The organism is Pseudomonas phytophila (assembly GCF_025643095.1).
Taxonomy (GTDB): domain Bacteria; phylum Pseudomonadota; class Gammaproteobacteria; order Pseudomonadales; family Pseudomonadaceae; genus Aquipseudomonas; species Aquipseudomonas quasicaspiana.
In genome coordinates this window covers 2,760,464-2,780,349 of record NZ_CP081201.1, presented here as the reverse complement: position 1 = coordinate 2,780,349, position 19,886 = coordinate 2,760,464, and the positions used below count along the sequence as shown (strand labels likewise).

The window sequence follows — 19,886 nt, the reverse complement described above, 5'->3', positions numbered from 1 at the left end:
AACCGTCCGTGGTAAACGTAAAAAAGCCCCGGCTCACTGAGATGAACCGGGGCTCCACTCAATCACATCAGACCGGGGCCTGAGCCTCAGCCAGGAAGAACCAGGTTTCCAGAACGGAATCCGGGTTCAACGAAACGCTTTCAATGCCCTGATCCATCAACCAGCGGGCCAGGTCTGGATGGTCCGATGGGCCCTGACCGCAGATGCCGATGTACTTGCCAGCCTTGTTACAGGCCTGAATGGCATTGGACAGCAGCTTCTTGACTGCTGGGTTACGCTCGTCAAACAGATGCGCGATAACCCCGGAGTCACGGTCCAGCCCCAGCGTCAGCTGAGTCAAATCGTTGGAACCGATGGAGAAACCGTCAAAGTACTCGAGGAACTCTTCAGCGAGGATAGCGTTCGACGGCAGCTCACACATCATGATCACGCGCAGGCCGTTTTCGCCGCGCTTCAGACCGTTCTCGGCCAGCAGATCAATGACCTGACTGGCTTCGCCAAGCGTGCGCACGAACGGCACCATGATCTCGACATTGGTCAGCCCCATTTCCTCACGCACACGCTTGAGGGCGCGGCATTCCAGCTCGAAACAGTCGCGGAAATTTTCGCTGATGTAGCGGGAAGCGCCACGGAAACCCAGCATCGGGTTTTCTTCTTCCGGCTCGTACATCTTGCCGCCGATCAGGTTGGCATACTCGTTGGACTTGAAGTCCGAGAGGCGCACGATAACCTTTTTCGGAGTAAACGCTGCGGCCAGGGTACTGATGCCTTCGACCAGTTTCTCGACATAGAAGCCAACCGGGTCGTCGTAACCGGCGATGCGCTTGTCGACGCTGTCTTTGATGTCCTGAGGCAGGCTGTCGTAGTTGAGCAGCGCCTTGGGGTGCACGCCGATCATGCGGTTGATGATGAATTCCAGACGCGCCAGACCGACACCGGCGTTAGGCAATTGAGCGAAGTCAAATGCACGATCCGGGTTGCCGACGTTCATCATGATCTTGAACGGCAGCTCAGGCATGGCATCGACCGAGTTGGTCTTGATGTCGAAGCCCAGCTCGCCTTCGAAGATGTAACCGGTATCGCCTTCCGCGCAGGAAACCGTGACGCCCTGACCGTCCTGCAACAGTTGCGTGGCATTGCCACAACCCACGACCGCCGGAATGCCCAACTCTCGGGCAATGATCGCCGCGTGGCAGGTACGACCGCCCCGGTTGGTGACGATGGCGCTGGCGCGCTTCATGACCGGTTCCCAGTCCGGATCGGTCATGTCGGAAACCAGTACATCGCCGGGCTGGACCTTGTCCATTTCGGACACGTCTCTGATGATGCGGACCTTGCCTGCGCCGATTCGCTGACCAATGGCTCGACCTTCCACCAGCACCGTGCCGGTTTCCTTCAGCAGGTAGCGCTCCATGACATTCGCCTGGGCGCGGCTTTTCACGGTTTCAGGACGCGCCTGGACGATGTACAGCTTGCCGTCATCACCGTCTTTGGCCCACTCGATATCCATCGGTGCCTTGTAGTGCTTCTCGATGATCATCGCCTGCTTGGCCAGCTCTGCGACTTCCTCGTCAGTCAGGCAGAAACGCGCGCGATCAGCAGGCTCGACGTCCACGGTTTTCACCGAACGCCCCGCCTTGGCTTCTTCGCCATAGATCATCTTGATGGCCTTGCTGCCCAGATTGCGCCGCAGGATGGCCGGGCGACCCGCTGCGAGGGTGCCCTTGTGTACGTAGAATTCGTCAGGGTTGACCGCGCCCTGCACCACCGTTTCACCCAGGCCGTAAGCGCCGGTGATGAACACCACGTCGCGGAAGCCGGATTCGGTGTCCAGGGTGAACATCACGCCTGCCGTACCGGTTTCGGAGCGCACCATGCGCTGCACGCCCGCCGACAAGGCTACGAGCTTGTGATCAAAGCCCTGGTGAACACGGTAGGAAATGGCCCGGTCGTTGAACAACGAGGCAAACACTTCCTTGGCCGCACGGATGACGTTTTCAACGCCGCGGATATTAAGGAAGGTTTCCTGCTGCCCGGCAAAGGACGCATCGGGAAGGTCTTCAGCAGTGGCGGAAGAACGCACGGCAACGGCGAGATTCGGGTTGCCTGCCGACAGTTCGGCAAAGGCAGTGCGGATTTCGGCGTTGAGCTTTTCGGGGAACTCGGCTTCCATGATCCACTGACGAATCTGCGCACCGGTTTTGGCCAGCGCGTTGACATCGTCGACATCCAGAGCGTCCAGGGCTGCGTGGATCTGATCATTCAGACCACTCAGCTCAAGGAAATCACGGTAGGCCTGGGCCGTAGTGGCGAAGCCACCGGGCACCGAAACGCCAGCACCTGCAAGGTTGCTGATCATTTCGCCGAGGGATGCGTTCTTGCCTCCCACATGCTCCACATCATGGACGCCGAGCTTATCGAGGGAAACTACGTACTCTACCAAGGTGATCTCTCCACTAACTGTGTTGTTGTTGGGAAAAGCTCAGTCTGGGTCGCCCCGCTACCGCGTGGCCCCGAACGCGTTCTGGCCTGGCCTCAAGCCGAAACCTGGAAAAAAGTTGTGAATGCCAACCACTCGGGCCCGCAAGCGCGCCTATGATATCCAACAATCGTCACCAGCTTAAGGCCAAAGGCGCAAATGAAACGATCTGCTTTTTTTATCTCCGACGGCACCGGGATTACCGCTGAAACCCTTGGCCAAAGCCTGTTAGCGCAATTTGAGAACATTACGTTCAACAAGTTCACCAGGCCCTATATCGACAGCGTCGAGAAAGCGCGGGCGATGGTACAACAAATCAACAATGCCGCCGACAAGGACGATGTCCGCCCGATCATCTTCGACACCATCGTCAATCAGGACATCCGCGAGATCCTGGCGACGTCCAACGGCTTCATGATCGACATCTTTTCGACCTTTCTGGCCCCGCTGGAGCAAGAGCTTAGTTCACACTCCTCCTACTCGGTGGGCAAATCGCACTCCATCGGCCACAACTCCAATTACATGGAGCGGATCGAGGCGGTGAACTTCGCGCTGGACAACGACGACGGTGCCCGTACGCACTACTACGACAAGGCAGACATCATTCTGGTGGGCGTGTCGCGCTGCGGCAAAACTCCGACTTGCCTGTACATGGCCATGCAATTCGGCATCCGCGCTGCCAACTACCCGCTCACCGAAGACGATATGGAGCGCCTGCAACTGCCAAATGCGCTGAAGGAGCACCGTAGCAAATTATTCGGCCTGACTATTGATCCAGATCGTCTGACCGCCATTCGCCACGAACGCAAACCCAACAGCCGCTATTCCAGCTATGCCCAGTGCGAGTTCGAAGTTCGTGAAGTGGAAAGCCTGTTCCGCCGGGAAAACATCCCGCACATCAACTCCACTCATTTCTCGGTCGAAGAAATCTCGGCCAAAGTGCTGGTGGAGAAAGGGGTTGAGCGCAGGTTTAAGTAGGCCCGCGCCGCCCGCCTGCAGGAGCTTGCACGCGAGGCGGTGTGTCAGCAAAAAATCAATTGACTGATCTGACGCCATCGCGGGCAAGCGCGCTCCTGCAGCACCTCATTCGCCTAACCCGGCACCCTCACCCAGCCCTCCATCAACACCCTCGCGCTACGGCTCATGATGGCTTTGGTGACCTTCCATTCGCCGTTGCTCTGCAGCGCCTGAGCCCCGACCCGCAAGGTGCCGGACGGATGTCCGAAACGCACCGCCTCACGTTCAATGCCACCCGCTGCCAGATTGACCAGCGTGCCCGGGATCGCCGCTGCGGTACCGATGGCCACCGCAGCCGTCCCCATCATGGCGTGATGCAACTTGCCCATGGACATGGCACGCACCAGCAGGTCGATATTGCTGGCAGCTACCGGCTTGCCGCTGGAGGCGATGTAGTCAGCAGCTTCTGCCACGAATGCGACTTTCGGCGTGTGCTGCCGGGTTGCAGCTTCTTCCAGATGCTTGATCAAGCCCATGCGCAGCGCTCCGTGGGCACGGATCGCTTCAAACATGGCCAGCGCTTTAGGGTCGCCATTGATATCGCCTTGCAATTCACAACCGCTGTAGCCGATGTCTCGAGCGTTAACAAAAATGGTCGGGATACCGGCATTGATCAGCGTGGCCTTGAACGTGCCAACACCTGGCACCTCCAACTCATCCACCAGATTGCCGGTAGGAAACATCGAACCACCACCGCCCTCTTCGTCGGCCGCCGGATCGAGGAATTCCAGCTGCACTTCGGCGGCAGGAAACGTCACGCCGTCCAGTTCAAAATCGCCGGTTTCCTGAACCGCTCCGTCAGTAATGGGCACATGGGCAATAATCGTCTTGCCAATATTTGCCTGCCATATCCGCACCACGACAACGCCGTTTTGGGGAACCCGCGAGGCGTCCAGCAGACCGCTGCTGATGGCGAACGGGCCGACGGCTGCCGAGAGATTCCCGCAATTGCCGCTCCAGTCCACGAAGGGCTTGTCGATGGAGACCTGCCCGAACAGATAATCCACGTCGTGATCCGCGCGAGTGCTGCGCGACACGATAACCGTCTTGCTGGTACTGGAAGTCGCCGCGCCCATCCCGTCAATCTGCTTTTCGTACGGATCGGGGCTGCCGATGACCCGCAGCAGCAACGCATCGCGAGCCGCACCTGGCACCTGTGCGCCTTCGGGCAGGTCAGCCAGCGTGAAGAACACGCCTTTACTGGTACCGCCGCGCATGTAGGTGGCGGGGATTTTTATTTGTGGTGCGCTTGCCATAAAAATTTGTCTCCATGCAATCGCGAGGCGAGCAACCAACCTGTGGGAGCGAGGCTTGTCCGCGATAAGGTATATGCGGTCTAAAGTGAATCGCGTCCTGCCTGATCGTCGGAATGCCGCCCAGACCAAGCTCAGCTCCCACAATTGATCTGATTCCAAATCAAGATATGCACGATCTTCAGGCTGTAGCCGCCTCGAGAAAATCCTGCGCAAAACGCTGCAACACGCCGCCCGCTTCGTAGATCGACACCTCTTCAGCGGTATCAAGACGGCAGGTCACCGGCACCTCCACTCGCTCACCATTCTTGCGGTGGATCACCAGCGTCAATGTGCTGCGGGGAATGCGCTCACCGATCACGTCGTAGGTTTCGCTGCCATCAATGCTCAGCGTATGGCGATCGACACCCGGCTTGAACTCCAGCGGCAGAACGCCCATACCCACCAGATTGGTGCGGTGTATGCGCTCGAAACCTTCGGCGGCGATGGCCTCGACACCGGCCAGCCGCACACCTTTGGCCGCCCAGTCACGAGAGGAGCCCTGGCCGTAATCTGCGCCCGCAATAATAATCAGCGGCTGCTTGCGCTCCATGTAGGTTTCAATCGCCTCCCACATTCGCGTGACCTGACCTTCCGGCTCGATACGTGCCAGCGAGCCCTGCTTGACCTTGCCGTCGATCAGCACCATTTCGTTGATCAGCTTGGGGTTGGCGAAGGTCGCACGCTGCGCGGTCAAATGGTCGCCCCTATGCGTCGCGTACGAGTTGAAGTCCTCTTCCGGCAGGCCCATTTTCGCCAGATATTCCCCGGCAGCGCTGTCGAGCATGATCGCGTTGGACGGTGACAAGTGATCAGTGGTGATGTTGTCGCCGAGCACGGCCAGCGGACGCATGCCTTTCAATGGACGAGCCCCCGCCAGCGCGCCCTCCCAATAAGGCGGACGACGAATATAAGTGCTTGGCGCACGCCAGTCATAAAGCGGTTTGACCCGCTCACCGTCGTCGGCCTTGATCTCGAACATCGGGATGTAAACCTGGCGAAACTGATCCGGCTTGACGCTGGCTTTGACCACCGCGTCGATTTCCTCGTCAGTCGGCCAGATGTCTTTCAACGTGACCGGATTACCTGCCTTGTCGATGCCCAGAACATCCTTCTCGATATCGAAACGAATGGTGCCAGCAATCGCGTAGGCCACCACCAAGGGCGGTGACGCCAGGAAGGCCTGCTTGGCATAAGGATGAATGCGCCCGTCAAAGTTGCGGTTACCGGACAATACCGCCGTGGCGTACAGATCCCGGTCGATGACTTCCTGCTGAATGACCGGATCCAGCGCGCCGCTCATGCCGTTGCAGGTGGTGCAGGCAAAACCGACGATGCCAAAGCCCAAGGCTTCCAGCTCCGGCAGCAGATTGGCTTCTTCAAGGTACAACTGCACCGCCTTCGAGCCTGGCGCCAGAGACGATTTGACCCAGGGCTTGCGGGTCAGGCCAGCGGCATTGGCGTTACGCGCCAACAAGCCCGCAGCGATCACGTTGCGTGGGTTGCTGGTGTTGGTGCAACTGGTGATTGCCGCGATGATCACCGCGCCGTCGGGCATCAGGCCCGGCTCGTTTTCTACGACGCCAGAAATTCCCAGCGCGGCCAATTCGGAAGTTGGCACCCGGCGATGAGGATTGGAGGGTCCAGCGATATTGCGTACGACGCTGGACAGGTCGAATTTCAGCACCCGCTCGTACTCGGCGGTTTTCAGACTGTCGGCCCACAGACCAGTCTGTTTAGCGTAGATTTCGACCAGCCTGACTTGCTCGGGATCGCGCCCGGTCAGGGTCAGGTATTCCAGGGTTTGCTGATCGATGTAGAACATCGCCGCAGTCGCGCCGAATTCAGGCGTCATATTGGAGATAGTCGCCCGATCGCCCAAGGTCAGCGCATTAGCGCCGTCGCCGAAAAACTCCAGGTAAGAAGACACGACTTTTTCGGCCCGCAGAAACTCGGTCACGGCCAGCACGATGTCGGTTGCGGTAATGCCGGGCTGACGTTTGCCCACCAGTTCAACGCCAATGATGTCTGGCAGGCGCATCCACGACGCCCGGCCGAGCATGACGCTCTCGGCTTCAAGCCCGCCGACGCCAATGGCGATCACACCCAGCGCGTCCACATGAGGCGTATGACTGTCGGTACCGACTAATGTGTCCGGAAATGCCACGCCCTCCAGTGCATGCACCACAGGCGACATTCGCTCCAGATTGATCTGGTGCATGATGCCGTTGCCAGGCGGGATCACATCGACATTCTTGAAGGCTTTTTTGGTCCAGTTGATGAAGTGAAAACGGTCTTCGTTGCGGCGATCTTCAATCGCCCGGTTACGTTCGAAGGCGTCAGGCTCGAAACCGCCATGCTCAACCGCCAGAGAATGGTCGACAATCAACTGCGTCGGCACCACCGGATTGACCAGTGCTGGATCGCCACCTTGTAGAGCGATGGCGTCGCGCAGGCCGGCCAGGTCAACCAGCGCCGTCTGGCCAAGTATGTCATGACACACCACACGGGCCGGAAACCACGGGAAGTCCAGGTCACGCTTGCGCTCGATCAACTGTTCCAGAGATGCGCTCAGGGTTGCCGGATCGCAGCGCCGCACCAGATTTTCCGCCAGCACTCGCGAGGTATAGGGTAAGCCGTCGTAAGCGCCGGGTTTGATGGCATCGACTGCTTCACGGGCATCGAAGTAGTCCAGTGAGGTGCCGGGCAAGGGTTTGCGGTGTTCTGAATTCATGGCGCTGGGCCTCAATCACGGGAAATTCAAGAAAATGGCGGGTAGCGTGTAAGTGGCAGCACACACATCCCGCTCTGTAGAAGCTCTTTCAAACAAATGCAAAATTCAAATTGAACCCGATCCTGTAGGAGCTCACCGAGGTTACGAGGCCAGCGATAGCGGTGTGTCAGACAAATCGCCATCGCTGGCCTCGTAACCTCGGTGAGCTCCTACAGGTTCAATGTTTGTGTCAGCAACAAAAGGGTTCTGGTCAGCGTTTTTCGATGCTCACAAAACTGCGCTGCTCCACGCCGACATACTCGGCGCTGGGTCGGATGATGCGGTTGTTGGCTCGCTGTTCGAACACGTGCGCCGCCCAGCCAGTCAGGCGTGAGCAGACGAAAATCGGCGTAAACAGTTTGGTCGGGATGCCCATGAAGTGGTACGCCGAGGCATGGTAGAAGTCGGCGTTGGGAAACAGTTTTTTCTGCTCCCACATGGTTTTGTCGATGGCTTCAGACACTGGGTACAACACGGTGTCGCCCGCTTCATCGGCGAGCTTTTTCGCCCAACCCTTGATCACTTCATTACGCGGATCCGACTCTTTATAGATCGCGTGACCAAAGCCCATGATTTTGTCTTTGCGCTCCAGCATGCCAAGGGTGCCTTTGATGGCGTCTTCGGCAGAGTCAAAACGCTGAATCATCTCCATGGCCGCTTCATTGGCGCCGCCGTGCAACGGACCGCGCAACGTGCCAATCGCCGCCGTGATGCACGAGAAAAGATCGGACAGGGTCGAGGCACAGACCCGCGCCGTGAAGGTCGACGCATTGAATTCATGCTCTGCATAGAGGATCAGCGAAACATCCATGACCTTTTGATGCAGGTCACTGGGTTTCTTGTCCAGCAACAGATGCAGGAAATGCGCGCCAATGGAGTCCTCGTCGGTCACGCAATCGATGCGTTTGCCGTCGTGACTGAAGCGATACCAGTAACACATGATCGCCGGGAAAGCAGCGAGCAGGCGGTCGGTTGAATGGCGCTGATGCTCGAAGCCGGTTTCCGGCTCCAGCGTGCCCAGCATCGACGCGCCAGTGCGCATGACGTCCATTGGGTGGGTATCTGCGGGGATCCGCTCGAGGACCTCTTTCAACGCTGGCGGCAGGTCACGGAGCTTTTTCAGCTTCGCCAGATAAACCTCCAGTTGCGCCTGAGTCGGTAGCTCGCCATACAACAACAGATAGGCAACTTCTTCAAAACGCGCTTCGGCAGCCAGCTCTTTTACGTCATAGCCCCGGTAGGTCAAACCGGCACCGGTCTGGCCCACGGTAGACAAAGCAGTCTGCCCGGCAACCTGACCACGCAGGCCCGCGCCGCTTAATACTTTTGCTTCAGCCATTGCTCTCTCCAATTTTGGATTTTTTAGGGATTTGGCAATTCGTTGAGAACTCAGAGCTCCCGGTAGGAGCCAACTTGTTGGCGAGGCGGTGTCAGACCCGACGCTTCGCCAACAAGTTGGCTCCTACCGGGTGGTCGCGCCTTACCCTTTCTTCTGCGCAAACAGCGCATCCAGCTTCTGCTCGAAGGTGTGGTAATCAATTGCGTCGTAAAGCTCCATGCGGGTCTGCATGGTGTCGACCACATTTTTCTGGCTGCCATCCCGGCGAATCGCGCCGTAGACATTTTCCGCCGCCTTGTTCATGGCGCGGAATGCCGATAAAGGATAGAGCACCAGGGACACATCAGCGCTGCGCAGCTCTTCCACGGTGAACAGCGGCGTGGCGCCAAACTCGGTGATGTTGGCCAGAATCGGTGCTTTGACCCGCGAGGCGAACAGCTTGTACATGTCCAGCTCGGTGATGGCTTCGGGGAAGACCATGTCGGCACCCGCTTCGATGCACGCAGCCGCACGCTCAAGGGCCGATTCCAGGCCTTCAACCGCCAGCGCGTCTGTGCGGGCCATGATCACGAAGCTGTCATCGGTGCGGGCATCCACGGCCGCTCTGATGCGATCGACCATTTCCTGCTGGGTCACGATTTCTTTATTCGGACGATGGCCGCAGCGCTTGGCACCCACCTGATCCTCAATGTGAATCGCCGCCGCGCCGAACTTGATCATCGAGCGCACGGTGCGGGCCACGTTGAAGGCCGACGAACCAAAACCGGTATCCACGTCTACCAGCAAAGGCAAATCGCAGACATCGGTGATACGGCGTACGTCAGTCAGGACGTCATCCAGGCCGGTGATACCCAGATCAGGAATGCCCAGAGAGCCCGCCGCCACACCGCCACCCGACAGGTAGATCGCCTTGAACCCGGCGCGCTTGGCCAGCAACGCATGGTTGGCATTGATCGCGCCGACCACTTGCAGCGGATGCTCGCTGGCAACCGCATCACGAAAACGTTGACCAGGAGTGGTTTTATTGGAATTCATTATTCACCTCGGGTTGGGGCAGGCTGTTGCAGGGAACACTGCTCTAGATAGTGCCGCTCGATATTGCGTTTGGAGGCGCCGATGTGGCGGCGCATCAACAGTTCGGCCAGCTCGCCGTCACGGTCGGCGATGGCGTCGAGAATGCGATGGTGTTCGGCGAAGGCTTGACGAGGCCGGTTGGGCGTTGCGGAGAACTGGATGCGGTACATACGCACCAGTTGATAAAGATCGCCGCAGAGCATTTGCGTCAGGGTTTTATTGCCGCTGCCCTGGATGATCCGGTAATGGAAATCGAAATCCCCTTCCTGCTGGTAATAACCGACTCCGGCCTGAAACGCGGCATCACGCTCATGGGTTTCAAGCACGCGGCGCAAGTCATCGATTTCCTCCGCAGTCATGCGCTCGGCCGCCAGACGGCAGGCCATGCCCTCGAGGGATTCGCGGATTTCGTAAAGTTCGATCAGTTCGGCATGACTGAGGGAAACCACACGGGCACCCACATGCGGCACCCGCACCAGCAGCCGTTGACCTTCCAGACGATGAATGGCCTCACGCAAAGGGCCACGACTGATGCCGTAAGTGCGCGCCAGTTCAGGCTCGGAAATCTTGCTGCCGGGGGCGATCTCACCTTTGATGATGGCGGACTGAATGCGACGGAAGACGTTTTCGGAAAGGGTTTCCGAGTCTTCGCTCACTGGAGCAGCGCTTGCGGCCGAATCCAACATTGTCGACACCATATGAATTATTTCAGCTAAAAGTAGCTATAGATCATCCACCAGTCAAAGAAAACCTTGAGAGTGTCGACAATATCTTTACAGCACACTAGTTTGTGGGAGCTGGGCTTGCCCGCGATAAGGGCACCAAAAGATCCAGGTATTGCGGTTGCCTTATCGCGGGCAAGCCAGGCTCCCACAGGATCATCGCAGTGAGCGAGACGCACCTTCATGCTAGAATGCCGCCCCGACTGATCGTCAGTAATAGCACTGCGCCAGCCAACAAACGACTCAAGGGCGATGTCCGGATGACAGCCCTCAATGTGCCAGGATTTATGACACTCAAAGCCCTCCCCGCCCTGCTCTGCCTTCTTCTGCTATCAATCAACGGCATGGCAGCCGACAAGACCGTTTATGGTCTGAACGAATACGCTCAGCTCAACGATATCGACCTGCAAGTTGCCGCCAAACTCGACACCGGCGCCAAGACTGCTTCACTGAGCGCTCGGGACATTAAACATTTCAAACGCAATGGCGAGACCTGGGTGCGCTTCTATCTGGCGATCGATGATGCCCATGCGCACCCCATCGAGCGGCCGCTGGCAAGGGTCAGCAAGATCAAGCGACGAGCCGATGATTACGATGCGGATGAGGAAAAAAAGTACACGGCGCGCCCGGTGATCAGCCTTGATGTGTGCATGGGTGCATCTTTACGCACCATTGAAGTGAACTTGACGGACAGAAGTGCTTTCCAATATCCGCTTTTGATCGGCTCCGAGGCTCTAAAACGCTTTGATGCGCTGGTCGACCCAAGCCTTAAGTACGCAGCGGGCAAGCCTGGCTGTGAAATTACTGCTCAAACCACCGAGTAAACCCATGCGTTCTTTGACTTTGCATCTGAAAATCCTGATCGGCGTCCTGGTGACCCTGGGAATCGCGATCACGGCCTATCAGATTCTGGCGCTCGGCATCCCCATGACTGAGGATGAAACCGACGATTTGTGGAATATCGACGCCAAGGTCGAATTCGTAGCCAACAACAATAAGGACTCGGTGAAGGTCCAGATGTTCGTACCGCCACTGGCGCGTGACTTCATCAGCCTCAACGAAAGCTTCATTTCCAATAATTACGGCGTCAGCGTCAACCGGGTCGATGGCAATCGCAAAGTCACCTGGTCAGCACGTCGCGCCACTGGCAACCAGACACTCTATTACCGCCTGGTGCTGACCAAGCGCTATAGCGGCGAAAGGCTAAAGACCAAAGGTCCGATCTTCCGTGACAGCATTCCTGTCGAAGGTCCGGAAAAAATCGCTGCCGAAGCACTGCTCGCGCCCATCCGCCAACACTCGGCCGACGTTGAAACCTTCATCACTGAAGCCATCAAGCGGGTCAACAACCTGAAGGATGACAACGTCAAGCTGCTGCTGGCGGGTGATACCTCCAGCACCAACAAAGCACGCATTACCGAATTGCTGCTGTCCATTGCCCACGTACCGATGGAAAAGGTCCACACCATTCGCCTCGTGGCTGACCAGCCGCAAAGCCCGGAACTCTGGCTGCGCAGCTTCAACGGCAAGGACTGGCTGTATTTCAACCCGGACACCGGCGAAAAAGGCCTGCCTGATGACCGTCTGCTGTGGTGGACCGGCGACGACAATCTGATCAGCGTCGAGGGTGGCAAAAAGGCCCTGGTCACGTTCAGCCTCAACAACAGCGAGATGAACGCGATTCGCCTGGCACAGCTGACCGATGCCAGCACTGACGCCGACTTCCTCGAATACTCGTTGTATGGCCTGCCGCTGGAAACCCAGCAGACCTTCATGATCATGGTCATGATCCCGATCGGCGTGCTGGTCATTCTGGTCCTGCGCAACCTCATCGGCCTGCAGACCCTCGGTACATTTACCCCGGTACTGATCGCTCTGGCGTTCAGGGAAACCCAGCTTGGCTTCGGCATCATCCTGTTCACGGTAATCACCGCGCTCGGCCTGTCGTTACGCTCTTATCTGGAACATTTGAAGCTGCAAATGCTGCCCCGCCTGTCAGTGGTCCTGACATTCGTGGTGGTGCTGATTGCAGCCATCAGCGTGCTCAGCCACAAACTGGGTCTGGAGCGCGGCCTTTCAGTGGCACTGTTCCCGATGGTGATTCTGACCATGACCATTGAACGCCTGTCGATCACCTGGGAAGAGCGCGGTGGCGGCCATGCCATGAAAGTTGCTATCGGCACGCTGTTCGCGGCCTCCCTGGCGCACATCATCATGAGCGTGCCAGCGCTGATCTATTTCGTCTTCACCTTCCCGGCAGTGCTGCTGATTCTGGTGGGTTTCATGCTGGCCATGGGTCGCTATCGCGGTTATCGCCTGACTGAACTGGTTCGCTTCAAAGCCTTCCTCAAGGAAGAATCCAAGCAAGAAGAAGCCAAATGATCGGCTGGTGGAAAACCTGGAAGGCGCTGGAAGCCCGGGGCATCATGGGCATCAACCGACGCAACGCCGACTACGTGCTCAAGTACAACAAGCGCAGTCTGTATCCGATTGTCGATGACAAAATCATCACCAAGGAACGAGCCATTGCCGCGGGCATCAACGTGCCCGAAATGTACGGGGTTATTTCCACCGAGAAGGAAATCGAAAAACTCGACGAGATCATTGGCGGCCGCAGCGACTTTGTGATCAAGCCTGCCCAGGGCGCTGGCGGCGATGGCATTCTGGTGATCGCCGATCGTTTCGAGGGTCGCTACCGCACTGTCTCCGGGCGCATCGTCAGCCACTCGGAGATCGAGCATCAGGTGTCGAGCATCCTTACCGGGCTCTACTCGCTGGGCGGCCATCGGGATCGGGCGCTGATCGAATACCGCGTCACTCCGGATCAGATTTTCAAAAGCATCAGCTACGAGGGCGTGCCGGATATACGCATCATCGTGCTGATGGGCTATCCGGTCATGGCCATGCTGCGCCTGCCCACCCGGCAGTCCGGGGGCAAGGCCAACCTGCACCAGGGCGCGATTGGCGTCGGTGTCGATCTGGCTACAGGAATAACCCTGCGTGGCACCTGGCTGAACAACATCATTACCAAACACCCGGACACCACCAATGCCGTGGATGGCGTTCAATTGCCCAATTGGGACGGCTTCATGAAGCTGGCCGCCGAGTGCTACGAGCTGTGCGGCCTGGGCTACATCGGCGTCGACATGGTGCTGGATCAGGAGCAAGGACCACTGATTCTCGAACTCAACGCCCGCCCAGGCCTGAATATCCAGATCGCCAACGACTGCGGCCTGACGCACCGGACCCAGGCAGTTGAAGCGCGACTGGAGCAATTGGCTCTCAATGGCGAACAGGAAACACCGGAGCAGCGCGTACAGTTTGTTCAGGAGCTGTTTGGTCACGTGCAGGTGCCCTGAGCACTCAGCCACTCCGTAACGACACTCGTAACAGCCCAATTACGACGCCCCCCCTAGGAGCGATCCCGACGGAGGACTACAATCCCCGTCCCGCGCTCCGAACTGACACCCTCGAATGCCTGACTGCTTACTTTATTCGCTGCCTTATCGCGCCGACCCAGCGGATTATTTCCAACGCATCCTTCACGCCCCGGGCGCCATTCTTCTCGACAGCGGCAGGCCGACTGCCGACCGCGGCCGCTACGACCTGCTCAGCGCCTGGCCCGTGCAAACATTCGTGCCGGACAGCGCAGAAACCGGCAGCGGATTTTTCCAGCGCTTGCGTGATGGCTTGAACGCCCTCGGCCAGGCGCAGTTGCCAGCCGACTGTGAGTTGCCATTCGCAGGCGGTTTGATCGGTTACCTCAGTTATGACTTCGGTCGCCGCCTGGAAACACAATCCGGCGCTGCGCTTGATGACCTGCTACTTCCCGACGCACGACTGGGGCTCTATGCCTGGGCATTGATCAGCGATCATCAACAGCAGACCAGCCAACTGGTGTTTCACCCGTCGCTTGCAGACGCCGAGCGACAACGGCTGATTGCGCTGTTCAGCGCTCAGCACGCATCCGAGCCGAACCTCTTCGCCCTCGTCGGCCAGTTCGAGACCTCAATCAGTGCCAGCGCTTACCGTGAAGCCTTTGAACGCATCCAGGCCTACATCCACGCAGGCGACTGCTATCAGGTGAATCTGACTCAGCGCTTCCAGGCCCGCTACGAAGGCGACCCGTGGGCGGCTTACTGCGCGTTGCGGCAGGCCTGCCCTACCCCGTTTTCCGGTTATCAGGCACTGCCAGATGGCGACGCGGTACTGAGCCTTTCGCCTGAACGCTTCGTCAAGGTCAGCCAGGGCCACGTCGAGACCCGGCCCATTAAAGGCACCCGCCCCCGGAGCACAAATACTGCCGAAGACCAGGCCTATGCGCAGGAACTCCTGTCCAGCACCAAGGATCGTGCGGAAAACCTGATGATTGTCGACCTGCTACGCAACGATCTGGGGCGCAGCTGCCGTATTGGCTCAGTGAAAGTGCCGGAACTGTTCAGCCTGGAGAGCTACCCCAACGTGCACCACTTGGTCAGCAGCGTGGTGGGTGAGCTGGCAGACCATCACGACGCGCTGGACTTGATCGCAGGCAGCTTTCCTGGTGGCTCCATCACCGGCGCGCCAAAAATTCGCGCCATGCAGATCATTGATGAACTGGAACCTACCCGCCGCGGCCTGTACTGCGGTTCATTGCTGTATCTCGACGTGCGTGGCGAGATGGACAGCTCCATCGCGATTCGCAGTCTGCTGGCAAGGGACGGCAAGATATCCTGCTGGGCCGGTGGCGGAATCGTTGCGGATTCCGATTGCGAGGCCGAGTATCAGGAGTCGTTTACCAAGGTCCGGGTTTTGCTGGATACGCTGGAAAAAATGATGCCTCGTTAATCCTGTAGGAGCTGCCGAAGGCTGCGATGGAGGTATGTCAGGATGAATGCTTCGCAGCCTTCGGCAGCTCCTACGAAATGCATCTACACGTGTAAATCGCGATTCGACGCCACGATGAATTCTCCGTTCGATGCCGTAAACGGCGAGATGAACCGGCCAACCCGTCGAAAGATTTTGTTAACATTCGCGTCATTACGAGCGCCTAAGCGCCATATTTAGGAAACCGCCTGATGAGCACACCCTTCGATGTCGCCGAACTCGCCGCGACCTACGCCAACAAGTCGGCACAGGACATCCTCAAACTGGCCTTCCAGCATTTCGGTGACGAGCTGTGGATTTCGTTCAGCGGCGCCGAGGATGTGGTGCTGGTGGACATGGCCTGGAAACTGAACAAGAACGTCAAAGTCTTCAGCCTGGACACCGGTCGCCTGCACCCGGAAACCTATCGCTTCATCGAACAGGTCCGTGAGCACTACAAGATCGATATCGAAATCATGACCCCTGATCAGCAAAAGCTCGAACCTTTCGTCAAAGAGAAAGGCTTGTTCAGCTTTTATCGGGACGGTCACGGCGAATGCTGCGGCGTGCGCAAGATCGAACCACTGCGCCGCAAACTGTCGGGCGTGAAAGCCTGGGCCACCGGTCAACGTCGCGACCAGAGCCCTGGCACTCGCAGCCAGGTTGCAGCACTGGAAATCGACAGCGCGTTCTCCACCCCGGAGCGCACCCTGTACAAGTTCAACCCGTTGGCACAGATGAGCAGTGAAGAAATCTGGGGTTATATCCGCATGCTGGAACTGCCATACAACAGCCTGCACGAGCGTGGTTTCATCAGTATTGGCTGCGAACCGTGCACGCGTCCGGTACTGCCGAACCAGCACGAGCGCGAAGGTCGCTGGTGGTGGGAGGAAGCCACGCAGAAGGAATGCGGGCTGCACTCGGGGAATCTGATCGCGAAGGTGTGACGATAATCCGTCGGGTAATTACATAACCTGTGCAGACTGTGTGAAAACGTAGCGAGCGACGGCAAGACAAGGCAAAAACAGGCGAAAAAGCGGAGTCTAGGTGTTCTAAATGAGCATTTTTCGCCTGTTTTTAACGCAGTATTGCCGAGCGCAGTAGTTTTCACACAGTCTGTGTGGGAGCGAATTCATTCGCGAAGAGGCCAATGCTCCAGATGAAGATCCGTCATCGGGGCCACCGTCTTCGCGAATAAATTCGCTCCCACAAGGATCATTCATCCCTCAAAGCTTACCGATCAATGCACCGGCAATTCAACGCCGTCAAACAGCTCCTCCAGCTCCTGCTTGTTGTGGCACTGGATCGCTTTCGCCATGACTTCGCGGGTCAGGTGCGGCGCGAACTTCTCGATGAAGTCGCACATGAAGCCACGCAGGAAGGTGCCGCGACGGAAACCGATCTTGGTCACGCTCGACTCAAACAGATCGCTGGCATCCAGCATCACCAGATCGCTGTCCAGCTTGGTGTCGACCGCCATTTTCGCAACGATGCCTACACCCAGCCCCAGACGTACGTAAGTCTTGATCACGTCGGCGTCGGCAGCGGTGAACACCACCTTTGGCGTCAGGCCGCGATGGCTGAACGCTTCATCCAGTTTTGAACGACCGGTGAAACCGAACACGTACGTCACTATCGGATACTCAGCCAGCACTTCAAGGGTCAGCTTCGGCACTTTGGTCAGCGGGTGACCATGAGGCACCACGACGCAACGGTTCCAGCGGTAGCAAGGCATCATCACCAGATCACCGAACAACTCCAGCGCCTCAGTGGCGATGGCGAAATCGACGGTGCCGTCAGCGGCCATTTCCGCGATCTGCATTGGCGACCCCTGATGCATGTGCAGCGACACGTCCGGGTATTGCTTGATGAAATTGCTGATCACCGGCGGCAGCGCATAACGTGCCTGAGTGTGAGTTGTTGCAATGGACAGCGTGCCTTTCTTCTCATTGGAGAATTCCTGGGCAATCTGCTTGATGCTTTCAACCTTGCGCAGGATCTCGCCTGCGGTGGTGATAATGCGCTCGCCGGCCGGAGTTACACGGGTCAAATGCTTGCCACTGCGAGCGAAAACTTCTACGCCCAGCTCATCTTCGAGCAAGCGGATCTGCTTGCTGATACCAGGCTGAGAGGTATACAGACTCTGAGCCGTCGCTGAAACGTTGAGGTCGTGGTGCGCCACTTCCCAGATGTAGCGCAGTTGTTGAAGCTTCATATGAATCCCTCAAAGCAGGAAGACGCCAAGGGCATCAGCGACGGTATATAACTGGATTAATGGTAGTAACGACAAAGCTAGAACTTTTTATCACCTTTGCGCGATAAAGGCACGCTCGATTTTATTCGACCGGACCATTCAATCTGCGCACGCTTTGAGTACAACCCGGCACCATATACACCGGCACCTGCGAAAGCTGCAGAACCCGCGCTGCAGTGCGACCGATCGGCGTGGTGGGCTCTGCCCCACGACAATGGCTGCCGACGATCACCAGATCGACCTTGAGCTCTTCAGCCTGTCCCAGAATCACATCGCACGGATCACCCTGAACCACCCGCACGGTGCTGATCAGCGCCAGATCCTGATGATCTTCGCCCAACTCTTCACGAAAACCATCAAGCACTCTCTGCTCAATACCTTCCATGACTGAACTCAACCCCTGACTGCGCAGATCCTTCAACGCGTCCTCATCCAGATAGCTCTGTAGTACCGATTCGGCAAACGACCCGAAGGGCTCCACCACATGCACCACATAGAGCTCGGCCTTGAATGTTCGAGCCAGTGCCAGCGCGTGCTGCATAACATAAGGCGCGTACAGACCGAGGTCTGTGGCATAAAGCATCGAACGAATCATGTACGACCTCCCGGACAGCCAGAATGGCGGAGATGGAATCAGCTTAGCAGCGCCCCAAGGAGTGTGGCGGCAATTACCTGCGAGCCGTTTAGGTCATAGGCTTCACTGGCGGCGGACGCCGCGAGCCCTATGTGATCCGGTTGTTACGCGCGTCGAGAAACGCAAGCGCCTGGTACAGCATTCGCACATGCGGCATATCACATCCCGCCTGCGTTGCAGCCCTTAAAGGCTGGATATAGATGGCGTCGAGCTCCAGCGGACGTTGTTCTTTGTAGTCCAGATACATGCTGGGTTGATAATCCGGCATCTTCTCGGTCATGGCGAACAGATGATGGGCATAGCCCTCAGGCAACACATAACCGCAGGCCTCGGCCCCCCGCACGACCTCATCCATTAATGTCAGGATCAACGCCCGGGTATGCGAGTCCGTCATCAGTGCTTCAGTCCCGGCCTGCAACAACGCGGATAAACCGTTGTACGGAATATTCCAGACCAGCTTCTGCCAGCGCGCCTGCTGAAGATTGACCATGGCCTGGGAATCCAGACCCGCTGCATGAAACAACCCCGCACCTTGCTCGACGATGGCCTGGCGAGCGGCCGCGTCGGCAGCCGGCCCGCTGTGATACCCCAGATTGACGCCACCCAGCGCCTGATGAACCACCTTGCCAGGGCCAGAGCGATGTACACAGATGAAACACAAACCGCCCAGCAGGTGCAGCGAATCAGGAAGCCCGGCTCGCAGGCTGTCTTCCACCGCGAGACCATTCTGCAGGACCAGCACCCTGGCTCCCGGGGCGGCAGCCTGAAGGATCGCGGGTGTCAGCGCCGCATTGCTGGTGGATTTGGCGCCGATCAGCAACCAATCGCATGGCGGCATATCAGCTGCAGAGGAATAGGCCTGAACCGGATTGAGCACCAGCTCTCCATGCACTGCGCTCTTTACACACAGCCCATCCCGCACCACCGCATCGAATTCACTGCGCAGCAGAAAGTGCACATCGAACCCTGCCTTTGCCAGCATGACACCGTAAAAGCCTCCGATAGCACCCGTGCCGATAATGCCGATCCGTGGCCGCTTCAGCTCATGACTCATATGACTCTCCTGTTCAAAACCGTTCAGGGCAATTCATCAGGCTGCCGCGCCAAGGCTTCCACTATTGCCTGGCGCAGGCTGGCCTCGGTCAATGACGCACGCAATGCCCCATAAAATTGCCCGTCACGAATGACGAATAACGCGGGCAAATGAAACACTTCATAACGCGTGACCGCCCCGCCGCTTTCGGCCGCGTCGATCCAGCATATTCGCTCCAGAGCAAGATCCAGAGTCGGTAACTGCTGCCGGGCATAACGACAACTCGCGCAACCGACGCTGGTGAATATCAGCAACGAAGTGCCAGGTAACTGCAGTAATTGCTGGTCGACATCAAAGTCGCTGAGTTCTAGCTGATTCAACATAGCCTCCCGGATCAAGATGGACACTATCCTTGCCTGCCCGA

At 57.8% G+C, this 19,886-nt stretch carries 17 protein-coding genes; 7 read left to right on the top strand and 10 right to left on the bottom strand.

Translation table 11 applies throughout. The features are described 5' to 3' along the window. Positions 1–67: 67 nt before the first annotated feature. Positions 68–2,443 (bottom strand): phosphoenolpyruvate synthase, encoded by a 2,376-nt coding sequence (ppsA, locus tag K3169_RS12440; protein WP_099268661.1) that lies wholly within the window; start codon positions 2,441–2,443, stop codon positions 68–70. Here ppsA and K3169_RS29600 point away from each other — a divergent pair. Further along, complete coding sequence (locus K3169_RS29600) at positions 2,390–2,599, top strand: hypothetical protein (protein ID WP_049827198.1); 210 nt, start codon at positions 2,390–2,392, stop codon at positions 2,597–2,599. The genes ppsA and K3169_RS29600 overlap by 54 nt on opposite strands. A gap of 39 nt (positions 2,600–2,638) precedes the next feature. Further along, on the top strand, positions 2,639–3,457 hold the full coding sequence (locus tag K3169_RS12435) for a pyruvate, water dikinase regulatory protein (RefSeq protein ID WP_027902742.1): 819 nt from the start codon (positions 2,639–2,641) through the stop codon (positions 3,455–3,457). Positions 3,458–3,570: 113 nt separating this feature from the next. On the opposite strand, the gene prpF is transcribed toward K3169_RS12435, so the two are convergent. The 5 genes from prpF to K3169_RS12410 all read right to left on the bottom strand — a co-directional run bounded on the left by prpF (position 3,571) and on the right by K3169_RS12410 (position 10,660). Then, entirely contained in the window at positions 3,571–4,752 is a 1,182-nt protein-coding gene (gene prpF, locus K3169_RS12430; protein WP_263271740.1) for a 2-methylaconitate cis-trans isomerase PrpF, read from the bottom strand. 178 nt (positions 4,753–4,930) lie between these two features. After that, complete coding sequence (gene acnD / locus K3169_RS12425) at positions 4,931–7,522, bottom strand: Fe/S-dependent 2-methylisocitrate dehydratase AcnD (protein WP_263271739.1); 2,592 nt, start codon at positions 7,520–7,522, stop codon at positions 4,931–4,933. A 250-nt stretch (positions 7,523–7,772) separates the two neighbouring features. Beyond that, positions 7,773–8,900 (bottom strand): 2-methylcitrate synthase, encoded by a 1,128-nt coding sequence (gene prpC / locus K3169_RS12420; protein WP_231677695.1) that lies wholly within the window; start codon positions 8,898–8,900, stop codon positions 7,773–7,775. 141 nt (positions 8,901–9,041) lie between these two features. After that, positions 9,042–9,935: a methylisocitrate lyase gene (gene prpB / locus K3169_RS12415; RefSeq protein ID WP_231677696.1), complete on the bottom strand. Its 894-nt coding sequence runs from the start codon at positions 9,933–9,935 to the stop codon at positions 9,042–9,044. After that, a complete protein-coding gene (locus K3169_RS12410) occupies positions 9,935–10,660 on the bottom strand; it encodes a GntR family transcriptional regulator (RefSeq protein WP_122397582.1) in 726 nt (241 codons plus the stop codon). The genes prpB and K3169_RS12410 overlap by 1 nt, the downstream gene beginning before the upstream one ends. A gap of 323 nt (positions 10,661–10,983) precedes the next feature. Here K3169_RS12410 and K3169_RS12405 point away from each other — a divergent pair, with 323 nt between their 5' ends. The 5 genes from K3169_RS12405 (at position 10,984) to K3169_RS12385 (ending at position 16,488) form a co-directional block, all read left to right on the top strand. Continuing rightward, positions 10,984–11,520: an ATP-dependent zinc protease gene (locus K3169_RS12405; RefSeq protein WP_027902243.1), complete on the top strand. Its 537-nt coding sequence runs from the start codon at positions 10,984–10,986 to the stop codon at positions 11,518–11,520. Between the two features lie 4 nt (positions 11,521–11,524). Beyond that, the gene (locus tag K3169_RS12400) at positions 11,525–13,078 is read left to right on the top strand and encodes an inactive transglutaminase family protein (protein ID WP_231667884.1); all 1,554 of its coding nucleotides are present in this window, start codon (positions 11,525–11,527) and stop codon (positions 13,076–13,078) included. Continuing rightward, positions 13,078–14,055: an alpha-L-glutamate ligase-like protein gene (locus K3169_RS12395; protein WP_164706056.1), complete on the top strand. Its 978-nt coding sequence runs from the start codon at positions 13,078–13,080 to the stop codon at positions 14,053–14,055. The genes K3169_RS12400 and K3169_RS12395 overlap by 1 nt, the downstream gene beginning before the upstream one ends. A 115-nt stretch (positions 14,056–14,170) precedes the next feature. Next, a complete protein-coding gene (gene pabB / locus K3169_RS12390; RefSeq protein WP_255882043.1) occupies positions 14,171–15,523 on the top strand; it encodes an aminodeoxychorismate synthase component I in 1,353 nt (450 codons plus the stop codon). A 230-nt stretch (positions 15,524–15,753) separates the two neighbouring features. After that, a complete protein-coding gene (locus K3169_RS12385; protein ID WP_027902239.1) occupies positions 15,754–16,488 on the top strand; it encodes a phosphoadenylyl-sulfate reductase in 735 nt (244 codons plus the stop codon). Positions 16,489–16,781: 293 nt separating this feature from the next. Here K3169_RS12385 and cysB read toward each other — a convergent pair whose 3' ends face one another. The 4 genes from cysB to K3169_RS12365 form a co-directional block, all read right to left on the bottom strand. Continuing rightward, entirely contained in the window at positions 16,782–17,756 is a 975-nt protein-coding gene (cysB, locus tag K3169_RS12380; RefSeq protein ID WP_087265080.1) for an HTH-type transcriptional regulator CysB, read from the bottom strand. A 121-nt stretch (positions 17,757–17,877) separates the two neighbouring features. Then, positions 17,878–18,390, bottom strand: coding sequence for a universal stress protein (locus K3169_RS12375; protein ID WP_027902237.1), 513 nt, complete (start codon positions 18,388–18,390; stop codon positions 17,878–17,880). A gap of 127 nt (positions 18,391–18,517) precedes the next feature. Then, positions 18,518–19,483, bottom strand: a complete 966-nt coding sequence (locus K3169_RS12370) for a putative 2-dehydropantoate 2-reductase (protein WP_231677698.1) — start codon at positions 19,481–19,483, stop codon at positions 18,518–18,520. Positions 19,484–19,506: 23 nt separating this feature from the next. After that, on the bottom strand, positions 19,507–19,845 hold the full coding sequence (locus K3169_RS12365; protein ID WP_049827144.1) for a thioredoxin family protein: 339 nt from the start codon (positions 19,843–19,845) through the stop codon (positions 19,507–19,509). Positions 19,846–19,886: the final 41 nt, after the last annotated feature.

Bases quoted from the DNA above. Each gene is read 5' to 3' on its own strand.
- K3169_RS12410 (WP_122397582.1), bottom strand. From the start codon at position 10,660: ATGTTGGATTCGGCCGCAAGCGCTGCTCCAGTGAGCGAAGACTCGGAA.
- K3169_RS29600 (WP_049827198.1), top strand. From the start codon at position 2,390: ATGCTCCACATCATGGACGCCGAGCTTATCGAGGGAAACTACGTACTC.
- acnD (WP_263271739.1), bottom strand. From the start codon at position 7,522: ATGAATTCAGAACACCGCAAACCCTTGCCCGGCACCTCACTGGACTAC.
- prpC (WP_231677695.1), bottom strand. From the start codon at position 8,900: ATGGCTGAAGCAAAAGTATTAAGCGGCGCGGGCCTGCGTGGTCAGGTT.
- pabB (WP_255882043.1), top strand. From the start codon at position 14,171: ATGCCTGACTGCTTACTTTATTCGCTGCCTTATCGCGCCGACCCAGCG.
- cysB (WP_087265080.1), bottom strand. From the start codon at position 17,756: ATGAAGCTTCAACAACTGCGCTACATCTGGGAAGTGGCGCACCACGAC.
- K3169_RS12365 (WP_049827144.1), bottom strand. From the start codon at position 19,845: ATGTTGAATCAGCTAGAACTCAGCGACTTTGATGTCGACCAGCAATTA.
- K3169_RS12385 (WP_027902239.1), top strand. From the start codon at position 15,754: ATGAGCACACCCTTCGATGTCGCCGAACTCGCCGCGACCTACGCCAAC.
- K3169_RS12370 (WP_231677698.1), bottom strand. From the start codon at position 19,483: ATGAGTCATGAGCTGAAGCGGCCACGGATCGGCATTATCGGCACGGGT.
- K3169_RS12435 (WP_027902742.1), top strand. From the start codon at position 2,639: ATGAAACGATCTGCTTTTTTTATCTCCGACGGCACCGGGATTACCGCT.
- K3169_RS12405 (WP_027902243.1), top strand. From the start codon at position 10,984: ATGACACTCAAAGCCCTCCCCGCCCTGCTCTGCCTTCTTCTGCTATCA.
- K3169_RS12400 (WP_231667884.1), top strand. From the start codon at position 11,525: ATGCGTTCTTTGACTTTGCATCTGAAAATCCTGATCGGCGTCCTGGTG.
- K3169_RS12375 (WP_027902237.1), bottom strand. From the start codon at position 18,390: ATGATTCGTTCGATGCTTTATGCCACAGACCTCGGTCTGTACGCGCCT.
- prpB (WP_231677696.1), bottom strand. From the start codon at position 9,935: ATGAATTCCAATAAAACCACTCCTGGTCAACGTTTTCGTGATGCGGTT.
- prpF (WP_263271740.1), bottom strand. From the start codon at position 4,752: ATGGCAAGCGCACCACAAATAAAAATCCCCGCCACCTACATGCGCGGC.